Origin of the sequence: Vibrio minamisatsumaniensis (assembly GCF_050337445.1) — a bacterium.
GTDB classification, from domain to species: Bacteria; Pseudomonadota; Gammaproteobacteria; order Enterobacterales; family Vibrionaceae; genus Vibrio; species Vibrio artabrorum.
In genome coordinates this window covers 1-21,458 of the sequence record NZ_JAKJSY010000023.1, presented here as the reverse complement: position 1 = coordinate 21,458, position 21,458 = coordinate 1, and the positions used below count along the sequence as shown (strand labels likewise).

Below are 21,458 nucleotides of genomic sequence, written 5' to 3'. Positions count from 1 at the left end.
GAGTTATGGCTGCGCCAACAGCATCCGGATACATTGAGCATCACTTACAAAACCTTTCTTTAGCTAAGTTTGGTCTTGTAGAGGAGACAAGTTTCTGGAACGTACATATAGACAGTCTGTTTTTTTCGGTGTTGACAGGGGTGTTATTCCTTTGGGTTTTTCGCTCAGTCGCTAAGAAAGCAACAGTAGGTGTACCTGGTAAGCTTCAGTGTTTTGTTGAAATGGTGGTGGAATTCGTTGGTGACAACGTTAAAGAAACTTTCCATGGCCGCAACCCTCTGATTGCCCCACTAGCACTGACTATATTCTGCTGGATTATTCTCATGAACTTGATGGACTTAGTGCCTATCGATTTCTTACCGTATCCAGCTGAACATTGGCTAGGTATCCCTTACTTGAAAGTGGTTCCTACAGCTGATGTGAATATAACAATGGCAATGGCTCTAGGTGTTTTTGCTCTGATGATTTATTACAGCATCAAAGTGAAGGGACTCGGCGGATTTGCTAAAGAATTGGCACTGCATCCATTTAATCACCCAATCATGATTCCATTTAACTTGGTACTTGAAGTTATTTCGTTATTAGCGAAACCACTCTCTTTAGGTATGCGTTTATTTGGCAATATGTTTGCTGGTGAAGTGGTGTTTATTCTTATCGCGGCAATGCTGCCGTGGTACTTACAATGGGTGGGTGCACTACCTTGGGCTATCTTCCATATCTTAGTTATTTTGATTCAAGCGTTTGTTTTCATGATGTTGACAATCGTTTATTTATCAATGGCTCATGAAGATAGTGATCACTAAAAAATTTTTAAGCTTTATTCTAACTATAAATGTTAATCGGAGAACGTAAATGGAAACTGTACTAAGCTTTTCAGCAATCGCTGTTGCTATTATTGTTGGTCTTTGTGCCGTAGGTACAGCAATTGGTTTTGCTATTCTTGGTGGTAAATTCCTAGAAGGTGCTGCGCGTCAACCTGAAATGGCTCCAATGCTACAAGTTAAGATGTTCATCATCGCTGGTCTATTGGATGCTGTTCCAATGATCGGTATCGTAATCGCACTACTATTCACGTTTGCTAACCCATTTGTTGGTCAACTAGCAGGCTAATTAACTCATTTTAGTAGTTAATGACATTTTTGTAGTTGATTCTTAACGAGGGGTAGCTGTTTTGAATATGAACGCAACTCTGCTAGGTCAAGCAATTGCTTTTTCTCTTTTTGTTTGGTTCTGCATGAAATATGTATGGCCGCCAATTATGCAAGCAATTGAAGAGCGTCAGAAGAAAATCGCTGACGGTCTTGTAGCCGCTGAACGCGCTAGTAAAGACTTAAACCTGGCACAAGCCAATGCTTCTGAGCAAATGAAAGAAGCAAAGCGCACTGCAACTGAGGTTATTGATCAGGCGAATAAGCGTAAGGCTCAAATTATTGAAGAAGCTCGCGAAGAGGCTCTGGTAGAACGCCAGAAGATCTTAGCGCAAGCGGAAGCTGAACTTGAAGCTGAACGCGTACGAGCCCGTGATGACCTGCGCAAACAAGTCGCAACTCTGGCTATAGCTGGTGCTGAGAAAATCCTTGAGCGTACAATCGATAAAGATGTACACGATGATCTTCTTAATAATATTTCTGCAAAGCTTTAAAGCAAGGGGCTGAATATGTCTAATTTGACTACAATCGCACGCCCCTATGCTAAAGCAGCGTTTGACTTTGCGGTAGATAAAGGTGAGCTAGACCAGTGGGGTCAAATGCTTACTTTTGCTGCCGAAGTGGCACAAAATGATGATGTTCACCATTTATTAAGTGGTTCTATGACCGCTGATAAATTAGCTGAAATATTCATTGTCATTTGTGGCGAACAATTTGATGAATTCGGTCAGAACTTAATTAAAGTGATGGCTGTGAACGGTCGATTAATGGCCTTTCCTGATGTTTGTAAAGAGTTCTTCATACTTAAAAAAGAGTATGAGAAAGAGATCGACGTTGAAGTGATTTCAGCGGTTGAACTTTCAGAAGAACAACGCATAAATATCATCAGCAAATTGGAATTGCGCTTTGCGCGCAAAGTTCAGCTGAATTGCAGTATAGATGAGACTCTACTTAGTGGAGTTATTATTCGAGCCGGAGACCTAGTCATCGATAACTCAGCGCGCAGTCGTTTAGACCGCCTGAGCGATGCATTGCAGTCTTAATGGGGATTGGAGCATGCAACTTAATTCCACTGAAATTAGCGATCTAATTAAACAACGCATTAAATCTTTCGACGTTGTTAGTGAAGCTCGTAATGAAGGTACCATCGTTTCGGTAAGCGATGGCATCCTTAGCATTCACGGCCTAGCGGACGTAATGCAAGGTGAAATGATTGAACTACCGGGTGGCCGTTACGCACTCGCACTTAACTTGAACCGTGATTCGGTTGGTGCTGTTGTTATGGGCCCATATGCTGACCTACAGGAAGGCATGAAAGTTACAGGTACTGGTCGTATTCTTGAAGTACCAGTGGGTCCAGAAATGCTTGGTCGTGTTGTAAACACGCTAGGTGAGCCAATTGATGGTAAAGGGCCTATCGAAGCGAAACTGACTTCGCCTGTAGAAATTATCGCACCGGGTGTAATCGACCGTAAATCGGTAGATCAACCTGTTCAAACTGGTTACAAGTCTGTTGACTCAATGATCCCTATCGGTCGTGGTCAACGTGAGCTTATCATCGGTGACCGCCAGACTGGTAAAACAGCGATGGCGATCGATGCGATTATTAACCAAAAAGATTCAGGTATTTTCTCTATCTACGTAGCGATCGGCCAAAAAGCGTCGACTATTGCCAACGTAGTTCGCAAACTAGAAGAGCACGGTGCACTGGCTAACACGGTTGTTGTTGTTGCATCGGCTTCTGAATCTGCAGCGCTGCAATATCTTGCGCCGTATTCTGGTTGTGCGATGGGTGAATATTTCCGTGATCGCGGTGAAGATGCACTGATTGTTTATGATGATCTATCTAAGCAAGCGGTTGCTTACCGTCAAATATCACTACTACTGAAACGTCCACCTGGCCGTGAAGCATTCCCTGGTGATGTTTTCTACCTTCACTCTCGTTTGCTTGAGCGTGCTGCTCGCGTAAGTGAAGTTTACGTAGAGAGATTCACTAATGGTGAAGTGACAGGTAAGACCGGTTCTTTAACTGCTCTTCCTATCATCGAAACGCAAGCGGGTGACGTATCTGCATTCGTACCAACCAACGTAATCTCGATTACTGATGGTCAGATCTTCCTACAAACTGAGCTATTTAACGCGGGTGTTCGCCCTGCTGTTGACCCTGGTATTTCAGTTTCTCGTGTAGGTGGTTCGGCGCAGACTAAAATCATCAAGAAGCTATCTGGCGGTATCCGTACTGCTCTAGCTCAATACCGTGAACTTGCTGCTTTTGCACAGTTCTCATCGGATCTTGATGAAGCGACTAAGAAGCAACTCGATCATGGTCAAAAAGTGACAGAACTGATGAAGCAGAAACAATATGCTCCTATGTCTGTATTTGACCAAGCTCTAGTCATCTTCGCTGCAGAGCGAGGCTACCTTCAAGACGTTGAACTTTCAAAAGTTCTAGACTTTGAAGCTGCTTTACTGTCGTTTGCTCATGGTCAATATGCCGATCTAGTCACACAGATCGACACTACGGGTGCGTTCAATAAAGAAATCGAAGCTGAGCTGCAGAAGCTGGTTGATGATTTCAAGGCAACCCAGACCTGGTAATTGGTAGGTGGTCTTAGGGCCACCTCATACCGTTAACGGAGAGTAACGATGGCCGGCGCAAAAGAGATACGTAATAAAATCGGTAGTGTTAAAAGCACACAGAAAATTACGAAAGCGATGGAAATGGTAGCAGCTTCAAAAATGCGTCGTTCTCAAGACGCAATGGAAGCGACTCGTCCATATGCAGAAACAATGCGTAAAGTGATCGGTCATTTGGCGAACGGTAGCCTTGAGTATAAGCATCCTTATCTTGAGGAACGTGAAGCCAAACGTGTTGGTTACATCATTATTTCTACAGACCGTGGTCTTTGTGGTGGTTTGAACATTAACTTGTTTAAGAAAGCCATGAACGACATGAAAGGTTGGTCTGAGAAAGGTGCTGATATAGAGCTTGCAATTGTCGGTTCTAAAGCAACAGCATTTTTCAATAACAGCGGCGCGAAAGTAGCAGCTCAAGTTTCTGGTCTGGGCGATCGTCCAAGCCTTGAAGACTTGATTGGCTCTGTAAGCGTAATGCTAAAGAAATATGATGAAGGTGAATTGGATCGCCTGTTCGTAGTGTTCAACAAGTTTGAAAACACTATGGTTCAAGAACCAACGATCGATCAATTACTTCCTTTGCCTAAATCAGATAGCGAAGAAATGCAACGCAGTCATTATTGGGACTACATTTATGAGCCCGAGCCAAAACCACTGCTCGATGCACTACTGGTTCGTTACGTCGAATCTCAAGTGTACCAAGGTGTGGTCGAGAATCTTGCTTGTGAGCAAGCCGCTCGAATGATTGCGATGAAATCAGCAACAGATAACGCTGGTGACATTATTGATGACTTAGAACTTGTGTATAACAAAGCCCGTCAATCGGCGATTACACAAGAACTTTCTGAGATCGTTTCAGGCGCAGCTGCAGTTTAAGCTTAGGTAAAACTAAATAGTTAGAGGATTAACGATGGCTACAGGTAAGATCGTACAGATCATCGGTGCGGTAGTCGACGTAGAGTTCCCACAGGGCGAAGTACCTCGTGTATACGATGCTCTGAATGTTAATGAAGTAAAAGAACGTCTCGTTCTTGAAGTTCAGCAACAACTTGGCGGTGGCGTAGTTCGCGCAATCGTAATGGGTAGCTCTGATGGTTTACGTCGTGGTTTGACAGTTGAAAATACTGGCGCTCCAATCTCAGTACCAGTGGGTATTAAGACATTGGGTCGTATCATGAATGTCCTAGGTGACGCGATTGATGAGTGCGGTGAAATTGGTGCTGAAGAGCATTATGCTATTCACCGTGAAGCTCCGAGTTACGAAGAGCAGTCTAACGAGACCACTCTTCTAGAAACGGGTGTTAAAGTAATCGACTTGATTTGTCCATTCGCTAAGGGTGGTAAAATTGGTTTATTCGGTGGTGCAGGTGTCGGTAAGACCGTTAACATGATGGAGCTTATCAACAACATCGCACTGAAACACTCTGGCCTATCTGTATTTGCAGGTGTAGGTGAGCGTACTCGTGAAGGTAACGATTTCTACTTTGAAATGCAGGAAGCGGGTGTTGTAAACATCGAAAACCCTGAAGAATCAAAAGTAGCAATGGTTTACGGTCAGATGAACGAGCCACCAGGTAACCGTTTACGTGTTGCACTGACGGGGCTAACAATGGCAGAGCGTTTCCGTGACGAAGGTCGTGACGTTCTACTGTTTGTTGATAACATCTATCGTTACACACTCGCTGGTACTGAAGTTTCAGCACTGCTAGGTCGTATGCCTTCTGCGGTAGGTTACCAACCAACACTGGCTGAAGAGATGGGTGTGCTACAAGAGCGTATCACGTCAACAAAATCCGGTTCTATCACGTCTGTACAGGCGGTATACGTACCTGCGGATGATTTGACTGACCCGTCTCCAGCAACAACGTTCGCTCACTTGGATGCAACGGTTGTACTTAACCGCAACATCGCAGCCATGGGTCTATACCCAGCGATCGACCCGTTAGATTCTACTTCACGTCAACTGGATCCATTGGTAGTTGGACAAGAACATTACGACGTTGCTCGTGGTGTTCAGTCGACTCTTCAGCGCTACAAAGAGCTGAAAGATATCATTGCAATCCTAGGTATGGATGAGCTATCTGAAGAAGATAAGCAAGTCGTATCTCGTGCTCGTAAGATTGAGAAGTTCCTAACTCAGCCTTACCACGTAGCGGAAGTATTTACAGGTGACCCAGGTGTTTACGTACCTCTTAAAGAGACTCTACGTGGCTTCCAAGGTCTTCTATCGGGTGAATACGATGATATTCCAGAGCAAGCGTTTATGTACTGTGGTGCAATTGACGAAGCTATTGAGAATGCTAAGAAGCTATAAGGCTAACTAGGAGGCGATATGGCAACAATAACCTTTCACCTAGACGTTGTAAGTGCTGAGAAACAAATCTTCTCTGGCCTTGTTGAGACGTTTCAGGTGACCGGTAGCGAAGGTGAGCTTGGTATTTTCCATGGACATACTCCGCTGTTGACCGCTATCAAGCCTGGTATGGTGCGTATTGTTAAGCAGCACGGCTACGAAGAAATTATTTATGTTTCTGGTGGTATGGTAGAAGTTCAACCTGGTACTGCAACTGTACTGGCTGATACGGCTATCCGTGGTGAAGAGCTAGACGCAGCAAAGGCGGAAGAAGCTAAACGCAAGGCTGTGGAGAATATCCAAAATCAGCATGGCGACATGGACTTCGCACAAGCGGCTGGTGAATTGGCTAAAGCCATTGCTCAGTTACGAGTCATCGAACTGACGAAGCGACGCCGTTAATCTTTTGTAAGATTATTGGCTATGAGATAAAGGCGACCTAAAGGTCGCCTTTTTGCATTTTTGTATATCGATATTGTTCAGTGTTATGTTTCAGGAATGATTGGGAGTGATTGATATTTAATTTATTGACCAAAAACGGTTACAATATCGGCTTAATAAAAATAACGTTGGATAGGTTAACAATGAAGTTTAGTGCAGTGATTCTCGCAGCGGGCAAAGGCACTCGCATGTATTCAAACACACCAAAGGTGCTGCATACGCTGGCTGGTAAGCCGATGGTGAAACACGTTATCGATACCTGCAACGGTTTAGGTGCACAGAACATTCACTTGGTCTACGGCCACGGTGGTGATCAGATGAAAGCGGTGTTAGCTGAAGAGTCTGTAAACTGGGCACTGCAAGCTGAACAGTTGGGTACTGGACATGCGGTTGATCAAGCCTCTGCGCATTTCGCTGATGATGAAAAGGTACTCGTATTATACGGTGATGTACCTCTTATCTCTCCAGAAACCATTGAAAACCTATTAGACGCTCAGCCAAACGGTGGCATCGCTCTGCTTACCGTCGTGTTAGACAACCCAATGGGCTACGGTCGTATCATTCGTCGTAATGGGCCGGTGGTTGCGATCGTTGAGCAGAAAGATGCAACCGATGAGCAGAAGCTTATCAAAGAGATCAACACGGGTGTGATGGTGGCGACTGGTGGCGATCTGAAGCGCTGGTTATCAGGCCTAAGCAATGACAACGCGCAAGGGGAATACTACCTGACTGACGTTATCGCTGCGGCTCATGACGAAGGTCGTGCGGTTGAAGCTGTGCATCCAGTAAGCCCAATTGAAGTGGAAGGCGTGAACGATCGCTCTCAATTGGCTCGTCTAGAGCGTGCTTACCAAGCTGATCAGGCTGATAAGTTATTGAAGCAAGGTGTCATGTTACGTGACCCAAGCCGTTTTGACCTCCGTGGTGAACTTCAGTGTGGTATGGATGTAGAGATTGATACCAATGTTATTATCGAGGGCAGTGTCAGCATTGGTGATAACGTGTTTATCGGCACGGGTTGTGTACTGAAAGATTGTGAGATTGATGATAACACTGTCGTTCGTCCATACAGCGTAATTGAAGGCGCAACGGTCGGTGAAGATTGTACCGTTGGGCCATTTACCCGTCTGCGCCCGGGAGCAGATATGCGTAACAATTCACACGTGGGTAATTTTGTTGAAGTGAAGAATACTCGCCTTGGTGAGGGCTCTAAAGCCAACCATTTAACGTATCTTGGTGATGCTGAAATTGGCCAGCGCGTAAATGTGGGGGCCGGTGCTATCACATGCAACTACGATGGTGTGAACAAGTTTAAAACCATCATTGGCGATGACGTATTTGTTGGTTCAGACAGTCAGCTGATTGCGCCTGTCACGATTGGTAATGGTGCAACTGTCGGAGCGGGTTCAACGGTGACACGTGATGTTTCTGAGAATGAACTGGTTATTAGCCGAGCAAAAGAACGTAAAATTGCCAACTGGCAGCGTCCGACTAAGAAAAAGTAGCCTCGAAATAAAACGATGATTTTAATTAAAACCAGTCGCACAGCGACTGGTTTTTTCTTCTAAAAAAGAGCGAGTCAAGTCGCTCTTTTTTGGTTTTTATTGCACAAGAAATTAATCTTGTTTCTCATCGGCTACTACGCGTGAATTATCTGGCGCAACAAAGTGATCAGACAGTTCTTTGTTCGACATGATATAGCCAATCCATAAAGTACCTAAACAAATCACCACAGCGATACCCGTTGCGCTCAATGCTTGGCTCGCCATTGCGGCTACGAGTGCGCTTGAGAGGCTACTAACACTTATTTGCAGGCTGTTCTGTAGTCCGGCAGCCGTAGCTGGGCTCTGTTTTGCGCTTGATAGTGCACGGTTTACTACAATTGGGTAAAGTGCGCCGTTTGCGACTGCAATCAGACAGAACGGTGCGAGTAGAGGCCAAATGGATGTCAGCGCCCATTGTGATGCGATGAAAATCAGTAACGCAGCAACACTAAACAGACCTATCAAGTTTCGTAATACGATGCCATCACCATACTTTTTGACGGCTTGCTTACCGAAGTAACCCCCTGCCATAAATGCAATCGTTTGTGGGATAAAGCTAAGGCCAATGTCTTTTGCTTCATAACCCAATTGAGCCATGATTTCCGGCATACCCGTGAGGTAAGCGAAGAATGCTGCCGATGCCGATGCAAACATCAACACATTGCCTAGGTATGGCTTGGATTGAAGTAGCATTTTAATGTCAGTTTTGATCGACGTTTGTTTTACTTCTGGCGTCTCTTTTGGTTGAGCCATTGTCGTTGCGATCAGTAATGCGCCCATTAGCGTCAATGTGACAAAGATACTGTGCCAACCGAAGTTGTTCGCGAGTAACACCCCCAGTTGAGGTGCTAATGCTGGAGATAACGCAACAAGAGGCATGATGGTTGCAAAAATTTGCTGGCTACTGCCTTGAGAGTAACGCTTGATAACCATCGCTTGCCAAATGACCGCAGGAGCACACACTCCGATTGCTTGAATGAAGCGCAGGGTCAGCAAATGCCAAACCTCGGTGCTGAATGCCAAACCGAATGAAGCGGCAGTAAAGATAACAAGACCAACCGCAAGCGTATTGCGGTGACCAAATTTGTCACTCGCTAGACCCCACAGAAGCTGACCAATGGCCATACCGCCCAGGAATACGGTGAGAGACAGTGCGATTTGCTCTGGGCCCGTTGCGAAATCGACTTCCATTGCCTTAAATGCTGGAAGGTACATATCAGTCGCAATAAAACCAAGCATGGAAAGTACCGCAAGGTAGATCAATTGAAATTTAGATATATTCATAAGATGCCATTAAACTGAAGGTGGTGATGTTTTATCATCAAAAAAATTGTTTGATAATTAAGGGGCTTATATCCCTTCTTATCTATGCTGACATTCTATTTTTCAGTGATGGTAAAATAAAACGCTAAAATATGTGGTTATCAATCAAAAAATTTGAAGGCTTATGTTCTCTAAATCCTCATTAGAAATGCTCGATACTGTCGCTCGATTGGGCAGCTTTACTGCTGCCGCAGAACAATTGCACAAAGTACCTTCAGCGATCAGCTATGGCGTTAGGCAAGTTGAGCAAGAGCTGGATGTTTTACTGTTCAGGCGCTTACCGAGAAAGGTTGAGTTGACGCCTGCCGGTGAGTTGTTCATTGAAGAGGCACGTGCATTACTGAGACAGATGGAAGAGGTCAGTGCCCAGACTCGACGGGCTGCACGTGGTTGGAAAAGAACCTTACGTTTAACGCTCGATAATGTGGTTAAGCTCGACCAGATGAAGCCAATGATTGAAGCGTTCTATCAAACCTTTGAGTTTGCCGAGCTTCAGATCAACATGGAGGTATTTAACGGTTCTTGGGAGGCCATTGCACAGGGGCGGGCTGATATCGTGATTGGTGCTACCTCGGCAATTCCAGTCGGTGGCGACTTTGAGGTTAAAGATATGGGACGGTTAGACTGGGCGTTTGTGATGTCGCCTGGTCACCCTTGTGTGCGAGAGCAAAACCTCAATGAAGCCGTTGTGAGTCAGTACCTAGCAATATGTTTGGATGATACTTCTAGCGTACTCCCTAAGCGGCATACGGGCCATTATTCTAATCAAAGGCGCCTGTTGTTACCCAACTGGTATAGCGCTATAGAATGTCTTAAGAGTGGTGTTGGGGTGGGTTATATGCCAAGGCACATTGCAGCACCTATCATCGAACAAGGTTTGTTGGTAGAGAAAGTACTCCCCGAACCAAGCCCACAGAGTCATTGCTGCTTAGTGTGGCGTAAAGACGACAATCATAAATTGATCGATTGGATGGTTAAATATTTAGGATCGAGTGAGCAGCTTTATCAAGATTGGCTGGATCATCGCAAAGCACTTTAATGATCTCATTTAAATCGGATCGTATGAGGTTTTATCTGAAAGCGCACAAATAAAAAGAGCGAGTAAACACTCGCTCTTTTGAGTTTGATAACTCACTCTTAAGACAAGAAGAACTTGTAAGAAGGGTTATCGGTTTCATCTTTGCACTGATACCCCAGTTCTCTTAAGTGAGTTGAAAACTGAGCCAAATCATCATCGCCAAGCTCAAAACCACACAATACACGACCGTAATCGGCACCATGATTACGGTAGTTGAACAGGCTAATGTTCCAGTGAGTTCCTAAGGTGCTAAGGAACTTAATCAATGCACCTGGGTATTCTGGAAACTCAAAACTGTATAAGCGTTCTTTCAATGGTTTTGATGGTTTACCACCAATCATGTAGCGAATGTGCAGTTTTGCCATCTCATCATCAGAAAGATCGACAACCGGATAGCCTCCTTCGCGTAGATCGTTGATGATATGCTCAAGTTCTTCTTGGCCACCCTGTAGACGAACACCAACGAAGATATTCGCTAAGCTTTCGTCATTGTGGCGGTAGTTAAACTCAGTCACGGCTCGGCCGCCAATCAAGTTACAGAACTCTAAGAATGCGCCTTGACGTTCTGGAATCGTCACCGCAAGTAGACCTTCTCGTTTCTCACCTAACTCGCAACGTTCAGACACATAGCGTAGACCGTGAAAGTTCGTATTGGCACCTGACAGTACTGTTGCCAGTTGCTTATCTTGCAGTTGGTTTTGTTCGGCAAACTTTTTTAAACCAGCCAGAGCAAGTGCACCTGAAGGCTCGGCAATTGCACGAGTGTCTTCAAAGATGTCTTTCACCGCAGAGCAGATTTCATCGCTCGAAACCGCAACGTGGCCGTCAATGTACTGTTGGCAAAGGCGGAAGGTTTCTTCACCAATGCGTTTAACCGCAACACCATCAGCAAACATACTGACTTGATCCAGTATCACTGGCTCACCCGCATCGAGTGCCGCCTTTAAGCAAGAAGAGTCTTCAGGCTCAACCGCAATCACTTTAATTTCTGGCATCAGCTGTTTTATTAACACAGCAACACCAGCGGCTAAGCCACCACCACCGACGGGGACAAAGATATAATCCATGTGACCGTTTTGCTGCAGCATCTCCATCCCCATTGTGCCTTGTCCAGCAATCACCAATGGGTGATCGAAAGGAGGGACAAAGGTGTAGCCATGTTCAGAAGCGAGGCGTTCGGCTTCATCTTTAGCTTCATCAAAGTTGCTGCCGTGCAGAACCACATGACCACCGAATCCGCGTACTGCATCGACCTTAATATCCGGAGTGGTTTTTGGCATCACAATGGTGGTTTGAATCCCCAATTTAGAGCCTGATAGCGCCATACCTTGAGCGTGGTTCCCTGCCGATGCGGCAATCACACCGGCGGCTTTTTGCTGCTCAGTGAGGTTTGATACCATGTTATAGGCACCACGCAACTTGAACGAATGTACTGGTTGACGGTCTTCGCGTTTTAGCTGAACCCGATTGCCGATACGAGCGCTTAAGCGTGGCATATCCTGAAGAGGAGTCACAATTGCCGCTTCATAAACCGGTGCTCTCAGGATCTGGCGCAGATAATCTGCGCCAGTTTGTTTCTGGGTACTGGAAGTGTCATCACTCATCGATTAGCCCTCTAGTTTCGACTTATCACGTACCGCGCCTTTATCGGCACTGGTCGCCATGCTTGCGTAAGCTTTCAGTGCGAAAGAGACTTCACGTTGACGGTTTTCTGGTTTCCAACCAAGTGCGTCTTGCTTAACACGACGCGCTGCTAACTCTGCTTCTGGCACATCAAGTGTGATTGAACGGTTAGGTATATCAATAGTGATAATATCGCCAGTATTTACAAGGGCAATGACGCCGCCGCTTGCTGCTTCTGGAGAGGCGTGACCAATCGATAGACCCGAAGTACCACCAGAGAAACGACCGTCTGTTAGCAAAGCACAAGACTTGCCTAAGCCCATCGATTTTAGGTAAGTGGTTGGGTAAAGCATCTCTTGCATGCCCGGGCCACCTTTCGGACCTTCGTAACGAATAACAACCACTTCACCGGCTTTGACTTTTCCACCCAAGATGCCGTCAACGGCACTATCTTGGCTTTCGAATACGATCGCAGGGCCTTGGAATTTTAGGTTTTCTTCATCAACGCCAGCGGTCTTAACGATACAACCATCAACGGCGATGTTCCCGGAAAGTACCGCGAGGCCACCTTCAGGGCTGAATGCGTGCTCTTTGGCACGAATACAACCATCGACGCGGTCGTCATCCAGGCGATCCCAACGACAATCTTGTGAGAAAGCTTTGGTGGTGCGGATGCCTGCAGGTCCCGCGCGGAAGAACTTGAGTACCGCTTCGTCTTCTGTCTGCATGATGTCGTATTGAGCGAGCTGCTCTTGCATGCTTAGACCAAGCACAGTACGAGTTTGGTTATTGATCAGTCCCGCACGGTCAAGTTCCCCTAGGATTGCCATAACCCCACCCGCGCGGTGAACGTCTTCCATGTGGTATTTCGGTGTTGACGGTGCCACTTTACATAGGTGAGGAACACGACGAGACATTGCATCGATATCACTCATATCAAAATCAATGTCGCCTTCTTGAGCGGCAGCTAAAAGGTGAAGAACGGTGTTACTTGAACCCCCCATCGCAATATCAAGCGCCATGGCATTATCAAATGCTGCGCGATTAGCGATGTTGCGTGGCAGTGCTGATTCATCATCTTGCTCGTAGTAGCGCTTAGTCAACTCAACGATACGTTTACCGGCATTGATGAATAGTTCTTTACGGTCTGCGTGCGTTGCCAACATAGAACCGTTACCTGGCTGAGATAGGCCAAGCGCTTCTGTTAAACAGTTCATTGAGTTAGCTGTGAACATGCCTGAACATGAGCCACAAGTCGGACAAGCAGAACGCTCTACCTGTTCACTTTGCTCATCAGAAATGGTTGGATCGGCACCCTGAACCATCGCGTCAACCAGGTCGAGTTTGATGATTTGATCTGAAAGCTTGGTTTTACCCGCTTCCATTGGACCGCCAGATACAAAGATCACCGGGATGTTAAGGCGCATTGCTGCCATCATCATCCCTGGGGTGATTTTGTCACAGTTAGAGATACATACCATCGCATCAGCACAGTGCGCATTGACCATGTACTCAACTGAGTCTGCAATAAGCTCACGTGATGGCAGTGAGTACAACATGCCGCCGTGACCCATAGCGATACCGTCATCGACAGCAATGGTGTTGAATTCTTTAGCGATGCCGCCCGCTTTCTCGATTTCACCTGCAACCAGTTGCCCCATATCTTTTAGGTGCACGTGGCCTGGTACGAATTGAGTGAAAGAGTTTACAACGGCGATGATTGGCTTACCGAAGTCATCATCTTTGACGCCAGTTGCACGCCATAAAGCGCGCGCACCAGCCATGTTGCGTCCGTGGGTAGTCGTTGCTGAACGATAGATAGGCATTACTTAATTCCTTATAAAATATTTGGCTATTGCTTACTGATTCATAGGTCGATGGTTTTCTGAGTAAACGTCGTCTAACCAGCCCCACTGATCTTCAGTGGTTCCTCAAGCATTGATCTTTTGTTGTAGGTTGTTGTTTGGTAGCTCATTACGACTGATAGAGATAACGTCAACGGTACGTACATCCCATAATTTTTCGATTTGATTCACCAAGAAAGATATCGGGCGGTCACTGTCGACAATGATCTCAACACTTGCCACTTTACTCTCTTGGTTTTGAGTACCAGCTACTTGTTTGACAATGAAGCCACGGTGACGGATAACACGAAGAACACGCTCTAGTAGTACTGGCTTATCATCGGCTTTGATGTCTAATAGGTATCTTTTCATGTTATGTGTTCTCCAACATCTCACTGTTTGAAGCACCTGGCGGTACTAGTGGCCATACATTTTCTTCTTCATCGATCAGGACATGAAGGAGGTAAGCGGTTTTGCTCTCTAGCATCTCTTTCAGTGCTGGCTCGACTTCCTCTTTACGAGTGATGGTTTTTCCTGGGATATCGAATGCTTTCGCGAGCATCACGAAGTCAGGGTTGTCATCCAGGATGGTTTCACTGTGGCGACCGTCAAAGAACAGCGATTGCCATTGACGAACCATACCCAAGCGAGAGTTATTAAGCAGTACCATTTTCACTGGGATTTGGCGACGCTTCAACGTGCCAAGTTCTTGCACGTTCATCATGAACGAGCCGTCACCAGAGATAAGAATTGATTGGTCATCTGGACGGCCAACCGAGGCGCCCATTGCTGCGGGTAAGCCAAAGCCCATGGTGCCTAAACCGGCAGAGGTGATGAAGTTCTGTGGATCGCGTGGCTGAATGTGTTGAGCGGCCCACATTTGGTGTTGGCCGACATCGGTTGAAACAATAGAGCTTGCTGGCATCATATCTGACAGTTGCTTCAACAGCAGTGGAGCAAAGATCAAATCGCCAGGGTGGTCGTAACGCCATTTGAATGAGCGACGAAGGCCTTCAGAGTGGTGAACCCAAGAGGAGATATCTTGAGTCAGTTCTAACTGAGGCATAACCTTGTTAATGTCGCCGCGAATTGGTGCATCGGCAAGGCGAAGTTTACTGAACTCGGCGGCATCGATATCAATATGGATAACCTTAGCATGCGGCGCGAAGGTATCGAGTTTGCCTGTTACTCGGTCATCAAAACGAGCACCAACAACAATCAATAGGTCACTCTCTTGAACCACAAGGTTAGCGGCTTTAGTGCCGTGCATACCCAGCATGCCAAGGTAGTGTGGGTCGTCACGTTCGATCGTACCTAAGCCTTTGAGTGTGCTTACTGCTGGCATGGGGTTAAGGCGTAAAAACTCACGAACTGCATCGGTGGCTTTAGCAAGTTGAACGCCCCCCCCAACGTATAAAACCGGGCGGGTCGCTTGAGACAAAAAGTATTGTGCCTGTTCAATGGCATCAGTGGCTGCAACAGGTATGGCGGGTGGCGTAAATTCAGGAAGAGTGTTAACGGGTGCTTCTGCTAGTTGAACATCTTTAGCGATATCGACGATAACCGGACCAGGCCGACCAGATTTTGCTACCACAAACGCTTCTGCGAGTGTTGGCGCAAGGTCTTCAATGTCAGTCACTAGGTAGCTGTGCTTAGTACAAGATAGAGACATACCAATCACATCCATTTCTTGGAATGCATCCGTGCCGATGTGAGAGCTAGCGACTTGACCGGTAATGGCAACGAGTGGGATGGAATCCATAAAGGCATCAGCAAGACCTGTGACTAAGTTGGTTGCCCCTGGTCCTGAGGTGGCCATGCAAACCGCGACCTCTTGTGTTGCTCGAGCCATGCCGATGGCGGCCATTGCAGCGCCTTGCTCGTGGCGACATAGGATGTGTTCGACACCCCCATCATAGAGAGCATCGTAGATGGGCATGATGGCACCACCAGGGTAACCAAAAATGGTCTCAATGCCTTGTTGCTTGAGTGCGGATACGACAAGTTCTGCGCCTTTCATCGTAATTCCTCCGTATTACCTTTATTTTGGTCATTGTTTCCATTGTCTCTGCACATCTTGTGCTCCCATTCTTCCTGTAAATCGGCAAAGCCGAAAATAATCAAAATTATAAAAATCGAATCATTAAATTAGAAAAAACCCCCGGACTTTTCAGTGCGGGGGTTTTTTCTAATTCGTGGTTACTTTTTTCCCACTCGCCCCCGCGCCGTCCCAATAATGACTACGATAATCAGGTTAATCAGTGCGTAAATGCGAGCGTTAAAAATCATAAAATTCGAGTTTTCTCGTTTATTGTCTTCAGTAAATGTCTACATCTCTAGTGTTATCACACAAATCTGCCGCATGACAAGGAAAATGTCATTCTTTTTTCACATTAAAATACCATTCCATCACGCTATATAACAACCTTATCGCTTTGGTGAAGCATGAATATCCAGAGTGAATACTTTTAAATCAAAGACAAAGGAAAATTATGGGACTCGCGATAATTCACAGTCGAGCTAGTGTGGGTGTAGAGGCGCCAGAAGTGACTGTTGAGGTGCATATAAGTAACGGAATGCCTGGCTTTACACTGGTGGGTCTACCTGAAACAACGGTTAAGGAGTCTAAAGATCGAGTGAGAAGCGCCATTATCAATTCTCGCTTTGAGTTTCCATCGAAGAGAATCACCGTCAATCTTGCTCCTGCTGATTTGCCCAAGGAAGGTGGTCGTTTTGATTTGCCAATTGCGCTGGGTATATTGGTGGCATCGGAACAATTACCCACATCAAAAATAGCGCAGCATGAATTCATCGGAGAGTTGGCGTTGTCAGGAGAGTTGAGATCAGTAAAGGGCGTGTTGCCAGCAACGTTAGCCGCCGACAGTGTTGAACGCTGCTTAGTTGTTCCTCATCATAATGGTGATCAGGCTGCGTTGGTTGGAAGAGGTGATCACAAATCCGCACAAACGTTGCTGGAGGTTTGTGCGGACCTGTGTGGTCAGGCTCAACTGGGCTTATATCGAACCGAGTACCATCCGGTTGATGGGTCAAACAATCGCGATCTACAAGATATTATTGGTCAGCAACAAGGTAAGCGAGCATCACCGTCACCTCGATCACATTTATAGAGGTGTCACCTGGAAAGCAATGTGGAAAGTGTTACTTTTTAGTTAGTGTTACTTAACTGTGGTCATCCATATGATTCTTAAGAAGGCTATCGAATTAGAAGTAGGTGCATTAGGTTCTTTCAATGGAGAGACAGAAGAACTGAATGGTGAACATTTAAGAGTTATCAAATATCAGGCACCAGAAGTGGTACTTAAGTTTCCCGTGTTGCATAGCACTTCTATGATGAGTGAATGCCTTGATGCTAACTTGTTCTTACAGCAGAAATACACAGGTCGTGTTAATTACAAGGATATAGAGGACAAGAATAGAGATAACGATGGTGAGACAGTTCAGGTGGTCACACTTGATAAGATAGCAGCTTCACTCAAAGCATACCTTACTTTCTGCGAAGAAGAGAGCTTAGATATTTACGATGGCCTACTAAACACTTTCTCTGCTGACCAGAAACTATGGCTGCCGCCATACCGATTTAAAAGCCATGTCATTGATAGAGTGAAATCTAGAGAGATAGAGTTCAGCACTGGGAACCTTTTACTCTTGCACGTTAAACAGTTTTACGAATGGATGTATAAGACTGGTCGAATTGACAAGATCCCTTTTGATTACAAGTACGTTTCAGTATCCAAGGGCAAGGATAAAGACGATGATGAGTTGGATTTTCTCTTTGCTCCTGATGCTGTTATTTCTGCATATAAGAAACCACTCCAAGTACAAACAACTGACCTAAGAGTACCGAAGAAACACAAATCGGATAAGGTGAAACGAGACAATCAGCCTTGGTCACTAGCTGAAATGACGGCTTTTTTCGGAACTCAATACATGCAGTATGAGACAAGACGCCTCTGGGCTGATTTAGGTTTTCAGGTGGGTCTCAGAGCTAAAGAAATAACCCGCTTACCTGATGAACAAATTGTCGATCCTGAACTCTCTGATAAATCAGTATTCGATGTTGAGATAATTGGCAAAAATGACAAGCGAAGAACCGTATTAGTCCCCAAGAAACTGATGTCACGCCTTTTTGCCCATAAGAATTCTGCAAAACGACTCAAGCACATGCCTAAGTACAAATCCTACTTAGAAAGCCTTCCTGAGCACTCCGATGCATTAGCCTACGAAAAAACACACGGCAAGCCATTATTTATAAACCAACGTGGGGTCAGAATCTCTGAGCGCTCTGTTATTAATATTGTTTCCAAATCGAGACCAGAACTCAGAAAAAAAGGCAACTTAATCCTTGATGAGCCGCACTTTCATGGCTCTAGAGCCACATATGCTACAAGGCTAATTAAAGCTATGTTCGCTATGGGGATGCCATTAGGTTTCATCAAATGGAAGGTTATGGAGCTGCTAGGTCACAATAGCTGGGACACTACATTACAGCATTACGTTAATGTGGCTAGAGGCATTACATATGATGAGAAATTAGACCTGTGGGTTAGTGAAATTTACAAGGATGTTGAAGAACGTTTAACTCAGGAAAAACAGGAGCTAAGTAAAGAAGTGGAAGCTTCAGTAAGAGAGCTAGGAAGTGAGGAACAGGGATGACAATAAGTGAAGCAAACATGGTTAAAAAGTTTCACGAGAAGAATGGATCCATCATTGAAAGGCATCATTTGCAAGATTCTAGGCTACTGAAGCAATTAGATAGCATAATCATAACTCCTCTACCTGCGGGAGCATCAAGGGACACAAAGCGCCAAACAATAAATTATTTCTTTGAACTCTTGGACTGTTTACCCGATGAAAACCTTAAGGTATTGAGAGGTTCTGGCGTAAGCTTCTTGTTAGAAGAAACAGAGGCATGGGTTGAGTTAGAATATCTTATTCATGCTGCTCATGCTTCTAACCCCAAAAAAGCAGTAGGATTAAGAAAGGCTTTAGCAAATACCATAAATTACTCTCATGGTATTTATGCAACATCTAAAATAGTTACTACAGAGACCCTGGTAGGTAATGAGTACCGACTTCAATTACACAGTGATCTCATTTTTAATCATGGACTTTTTGGTACAAAGCTTTTTCAAGATCTAAGAAACTTAACTTCCTCTGTTTACAAACATGGTGGATTATCAGTAACGCTTGCTGGCTCTATCAAAGGTTTTTTTGACATCTTACCTCTTTTGAATAATCAGCAAATCAAGAAGTTAAAAGAAAAAGGTTTGCTTCCACTTATAATCAATAAGGTGGATTGGATCGATCTTGAGTATACCATATACAATGCAAGTGACGAAAAATCAGCTTCGCTACTAATAAAACAACTAACTAACTTAATAAATTACTCTAATGGTGTTTATAAACAGGCTGATTTAATTACAACAACTAAACATGAAGGGGTTGATACCCCAGTGTTATACAGTGCTTACCATGTGTCGATTGAGTTCTTCGATGCACTTGTTGATTGGAAAGTTAAGAAACTAAGTAATGATGTTAAAGAAGGCACTGTCAGGTTGAGTATAATTGGTGCATTAGAAGCAATTGAATACATAAAAAGTAGTGATAAGTATAAAGAAATATTCACTGATATAAATCTGTCGATATTCAATGAAAACATAGATTTGTCAGAAGATTTAAAGAGAAATGTAGATCATTTTAACCATAAATCTATGATTGAAGTCTTGGCTCAGCTAGGTATTGATTACCCAAATTATAGAGTGCCAATAAAGTTACAAGGAGGAGAGGTATTTTTAAAGAATACCTACAAGCACTCAAAGGTAATATTCAATGAATTAGCTGATATAGCTACAGAACATGAATTTAAGGGAGTAAGTAGAACCACTGTCATGCATTACTTTTCAGACTTTGATTCTATCGGCCTTCCACTGCTAAAAGAGATACTATCTGATAATGAGTTTAATGAGTTTAATGAGTTATGCAGATTAGGTCTTAATTATTTAGATAAAGAAGATATCAATGATAGGATCAATGACCGCGCCAGATTAATTGGAGCAAAGTCACTATATCGTCTTGGATTATCAATACTAAAGCATCACTTCAATAAAGAAGTCTTTGTTATAAAAGACTCTCCATATACGCTATATTTTAGCGGCATATCAAGAAATGATGAAATTAAACCTATGAGTCTAGATGTCTTAGGGGATTTATCAGAAAAGGCTTTCCATGACTTCAAGGTAAAACATGAAGAATATATGCGAAATCTAGACCAGATTGATATGTCTGAAATAACCTATCACTCAAAACTTCAGAATTTTATAGCTGGTTTAAAAAAAGTTTTGCCAAGGTTATCCAGCAAACAATTAGAGGCAATAAAAGATAATGGATTATTAGCCTTTGTTGATAGAAAATACAATATAGGCGTTACTTGCTTAGAGATATTTCAATCTCTTGTAAAAGATAAGAGCGAAAATTCTACAACAATTATGCACTATAGAAATTCATTTAGGAGTATTATTGGTGAGTTTGCTGGAGAGATTCCTGATGTGTATGTTATATCAACCGCTAAAGATGAGAAAATTAAAAAGATTTCTGGTAATAGCGATAAACACTATACAGTGGAAGAAGTTAGAGAGTTGGCTTTCTATATAGAGAAAGCACTAAGATGTAAAAATACATCTTTACGTGATAAAATATATTTCTATTATGCAAAGATACAAATAAAGACAGGTTGGAATCAACAGCCATTATTGGACTTATCACTAGATAGATTAACCAAAAGAGTTAACCCTATAACTAATCAAGAAAACTATGACTTGGTTTTGATTAAAAATAGGCGCTCATATAAGCCAAGTCAATATGATTTTGATAGCAATTCAGTTGCAGACCGAGACTTAAGATCGGTTGTAAGAGATATTCTATTTGTCAGAGATAACCTAACTTCTGAATTCAGAAAAAAACACAATCTCGAAAATCATTTATTTATAGAGCCGTGTGAAGTAAATGGTGCAAAAAGGATAGACGCCGGTAATTTAAGAAGGATACCTAAATTAATATCAGATTTGGGGTGCGAGATACATTATAACCCAAGAAAAGTTAGGAAAGGTGGTGTCAATTTTATTTACAAAAATATAGCCAAGAGTGTGAGAGAGTATGAGAATTTGGCTGCTCATAACTTTCAAACTTTCCTGAAAAGCTACAAAGCGATATCAAAATCTGAGGGTGAGGAAACACTTTCAAGGGGGATCGATATAATGGCTAACTATTTCTCAGGGAAAGAAATAAGCCAWGAGTTAAATGCTATCGATGATATTAATGAACTTGATAATGCTCAAGAAACGCCAGCAGGGGTTTGCTCATCAGAACCAGATAGCGATGAAGTGAAACGATATAATAAATTAAATGCTAAAATTGTTGATAAAGACAATAAGTATTGCGGCGATTTTC

17 protein-coding genes and 1 pseudogene are annotated in these 21,458 nt (G+C 44.1%); 13 read left to right on the top strand and 5 right to left on the bottom strand.

Annotated features, from left to right (window positions below):
- Positions 1 to 5 precede the first annotated feature (5 nt).
- The 9 genes from atpB (at position 6) to glmU (ending at position 8,084) form a co-directional block, all read left to right on the top strand.
- On the top strand, positions 6 to 803 hold the full coding sequence (atpB, locus tag L4B77_RS06945; RefSeq protein WP_261838480.1) for a F0F1 ATP synthase subunit A: 798 nt from the start codon (positions 6 to 8) through the stop codon (positions 801 to 803).
- Positions 804 to 852: 49 nt separating this feature from the next.
- Complete coding sequence (gene atpE / locus L4B77_RS06940; protein WP_004411110.1) at positions 853 to 1,110, top strand: F0F1 ATP synthase subunit C; 258 nt, start codon at positions 853 to 855, stop codon at positions 1,108 to 1,110.
- Positions 1,111 to 1,171: 61 nt separating this feature from the next.
- Entirely contained in the window at positions 1,172 to 1,642 is a 471-nt protein-coding gene (atpF, locus tag L4B77_RS06935) for a F0F1 ATP synthase subunit B (RefSeq protein WP_261838479.1), read from the top strand.
- Positions 1,643 to 1,657: 15 nt separating this feature from the next.
- On the top strand, positions 1,658 to 2,191 hold the full coding sequence (gene atpH / locus L4B77_RS06930) for a F0F1 ATP synthase subunit delta (protein WP_261838478.1): 534 nt from the start codon (positions 1,658 to 1,660) through the stop codon (positions 2,189 to 2,191).
- Between the two features lie 13 nt (positions 2,192 to 2,204).
- Positions 2,205 to 3,746: a F0F1 ATP synthase subunit alpha gene (atpA, locus tag L4B77_RS06925; RefSeq protein ID WP_261838477.1), complete on the top strand. Its 1,542-nt coding sequence runs from the start codon at positions 2,205 to 2,207 to the stop codon at positions 3,744 to 3,746.
- A 48-nt stretch (positions 3,747 to 3,794) separates the two neighbouring features.
- Entirely contained in the window at positions 3,795 to 4,661 is an 867-nt protein-coding gene (gene atpG / locus L4B77_RS06920; RefSeq protein WP_429749373.1) for a F0F1 ATP synthase subunit gamma, read from the top strand.
- A 34-nt stretch (positions 4,662 to 4,695) separates the two neighbouring features.
- Positions 4,696 to 6,099 (top strand): F0F1 ATP synthase subunit beta, encoded by a 1,404-nt coding sequence (gene atpD / locus L4B77_RS06915; RefSeq protein WP_429749371.1) that lies wholly within the window; start codon positions 4,696 to 4,698, stop codon positions 6,097 to 6,099.
- An 18-nt stretch (positions 6,100 to 6,117) separates the two neighbouring features.
- The gene (locus L4B77_RS06910; protein WP_429749369.1) at positions 6,118 to 6,540 is read left to right on the top strand and encodes a F0F1 ATP synthase subunit epsilon; all 423 of its coding nucleotides are present in this window, start codon (positions 6,118 to 6,120) and stop codon (positions 6,538 to 6,540) included.
- 182 nt (positions 6,541 to 6,722) lie between these two features.
- Positions 6,723 to 8,084: a bifunctional UDP-N-acetylglucosamine diphosphorylase/glucosamine-1-phosphate N-acetyltransferase GlmU gene (gene glmU / locus L4B77_RS06905; RefSeq protein WP_261838473.1), complete on the top strand. Its 1,362-nt coding sequence runs from the start codon at positions 6,723 to 6,725 to the stop codon at positions 8,082 to 8,084.
- Between the two features lie 111 nt (positions 8,085 to 8,195).
- Here the strand turns inward: glmU and punC are convergent, their stop codons facing one another.
- The gene (gene punC / locus L4B77_RS06900) at positions 8,196 to 9,407 is read right to left on the bottom strand and encodes a purine nucleoside transporter PunC (RefSeq protein ID WP_261838472.1); all 1,212 of its coding nucleotides are present in this window, start codon (positions 9,405 to 9,407) and stop codon (positions 8,196 to 8,198) included.
- Positions 9,408 to 9,570: 163 nt separating this feature from the next.
- On the opposite strand from punC, the gene punR reads away from it, so the two are divergent.
- On the top strand, positions 9,571 to 10,485 hold the full coding sequence (punR, locus tag L4B77_RS06895; protein ID WP_429749366.1) for a DNA-binding transcriptional activator PunR: 915 nt from the start codon (positions 9,571 to 9,573) through the stop codon (positions 10,483 to 10,485).
- Positions 10,486 to 10,583: 98 nt separating this feature from the next.
- Here the strand turns inward: punR and ilvA are convergent, their stop codons facing one another.
- The 4 genes from ilvA to ilvG all read right to left on the bottom strand — a co-directional run bounded on the left by ilvA (position 10,584) and on the right by ilvG (position 16,011).
- Positions 10,584 to 12,128, bottom strand: a complete 1,545-nt coding sequence (gene ilvA, locus L4B77_RS06890; protein ID WP_261838470.1) for a threonine ammonia-lyase, biosynthetic — start codon at positions 12,126 to 12,128, stop codon at positions 10,584 to 10,586.
- 3 nt (positions 12,129 to 12,131) lie between these two features.
- The gene (gene ilvD, locus L4B77_RS06885; RefSeq protein ID WP_261838469.1) at positions 12,132 to 13,973 is read right to left on the bottom strand and encodes a dihydroxy-acid dehydratase; all 1,842 of its coding nucleotides are present in this window, start codon (positions 13,971 to 13,973) and stop codon (positions 12,132 to 12,134) included.
- A gap of 105 nt (positions 13,974 to 14,078) precedes the next feature.
- The gene (gene ilvM, locus L4B77_RS06880) at positions 14,079 to 14,363 is read right to left on the bottom strand and encodes an acetolactate synthase 2 small subunit (RefSeq protein WP_017073841.1); all 285 of its coding nucleotides are present in this window, start codon (positions 14,361 to 14,363) and stop codon (positions 14,079 to 14,081) included.
- A 1-nt stretch (position 14,364) separates the two neighbouring features.
- The gene (ilvG, locus tag L4B77_RS06875; protein ID WP_429749363.1) at positions 14,365 to 16,011 is read right to left on the bottom strand and encodes an acetolactate synthase 2 catalytic subunit; all 1,647 of its coding nucleotides are present in this window, start codon (positions 16,009 to 16,011) and stop codon (positions 14,365 to 14,367) included.
- Between the two features lie 472 nt (positions 16,012 to 16,483).
- Between ilvG and L4B77_RS06870 the strand changes: the two are divergent.
- From L4B77_RS06870 to L4B77_RS06860, 3 genes and pseudogenes are all read left to right on the top strand, one after another.
- A pseudogene (locus L4B77_RS06870) lies at positions 16,484 to 17,092 on the top strand (magnesium chelatase domain-containing protein); the annotation flags it as partial.
- A 97-nt stretch (positions 17,093 to 17,189) separates the two neighbouring features.
- Positions 17,190 to 18,665, top strand: coding sequence for a tyrosine-type recombinase/integrase (locus tag L4B77_RS06865; RefSeq protein ID WP_429749361.1), 1,476 nt, complete (start codon positions 17,190 to 17,192; stop codon positions 18,663 to 18,665).
- On the top strand, positions 18,662 to 21,458 hold a 2,797-nt coding region (locus L4B77_RS06860), incomplete at its 3' end, for a hypothetical protein (RefSeq protein WP_429749359.1). The genes L4B77_RS06865 and L4B77_RS06860, both read left to right, overlap by 4 nt.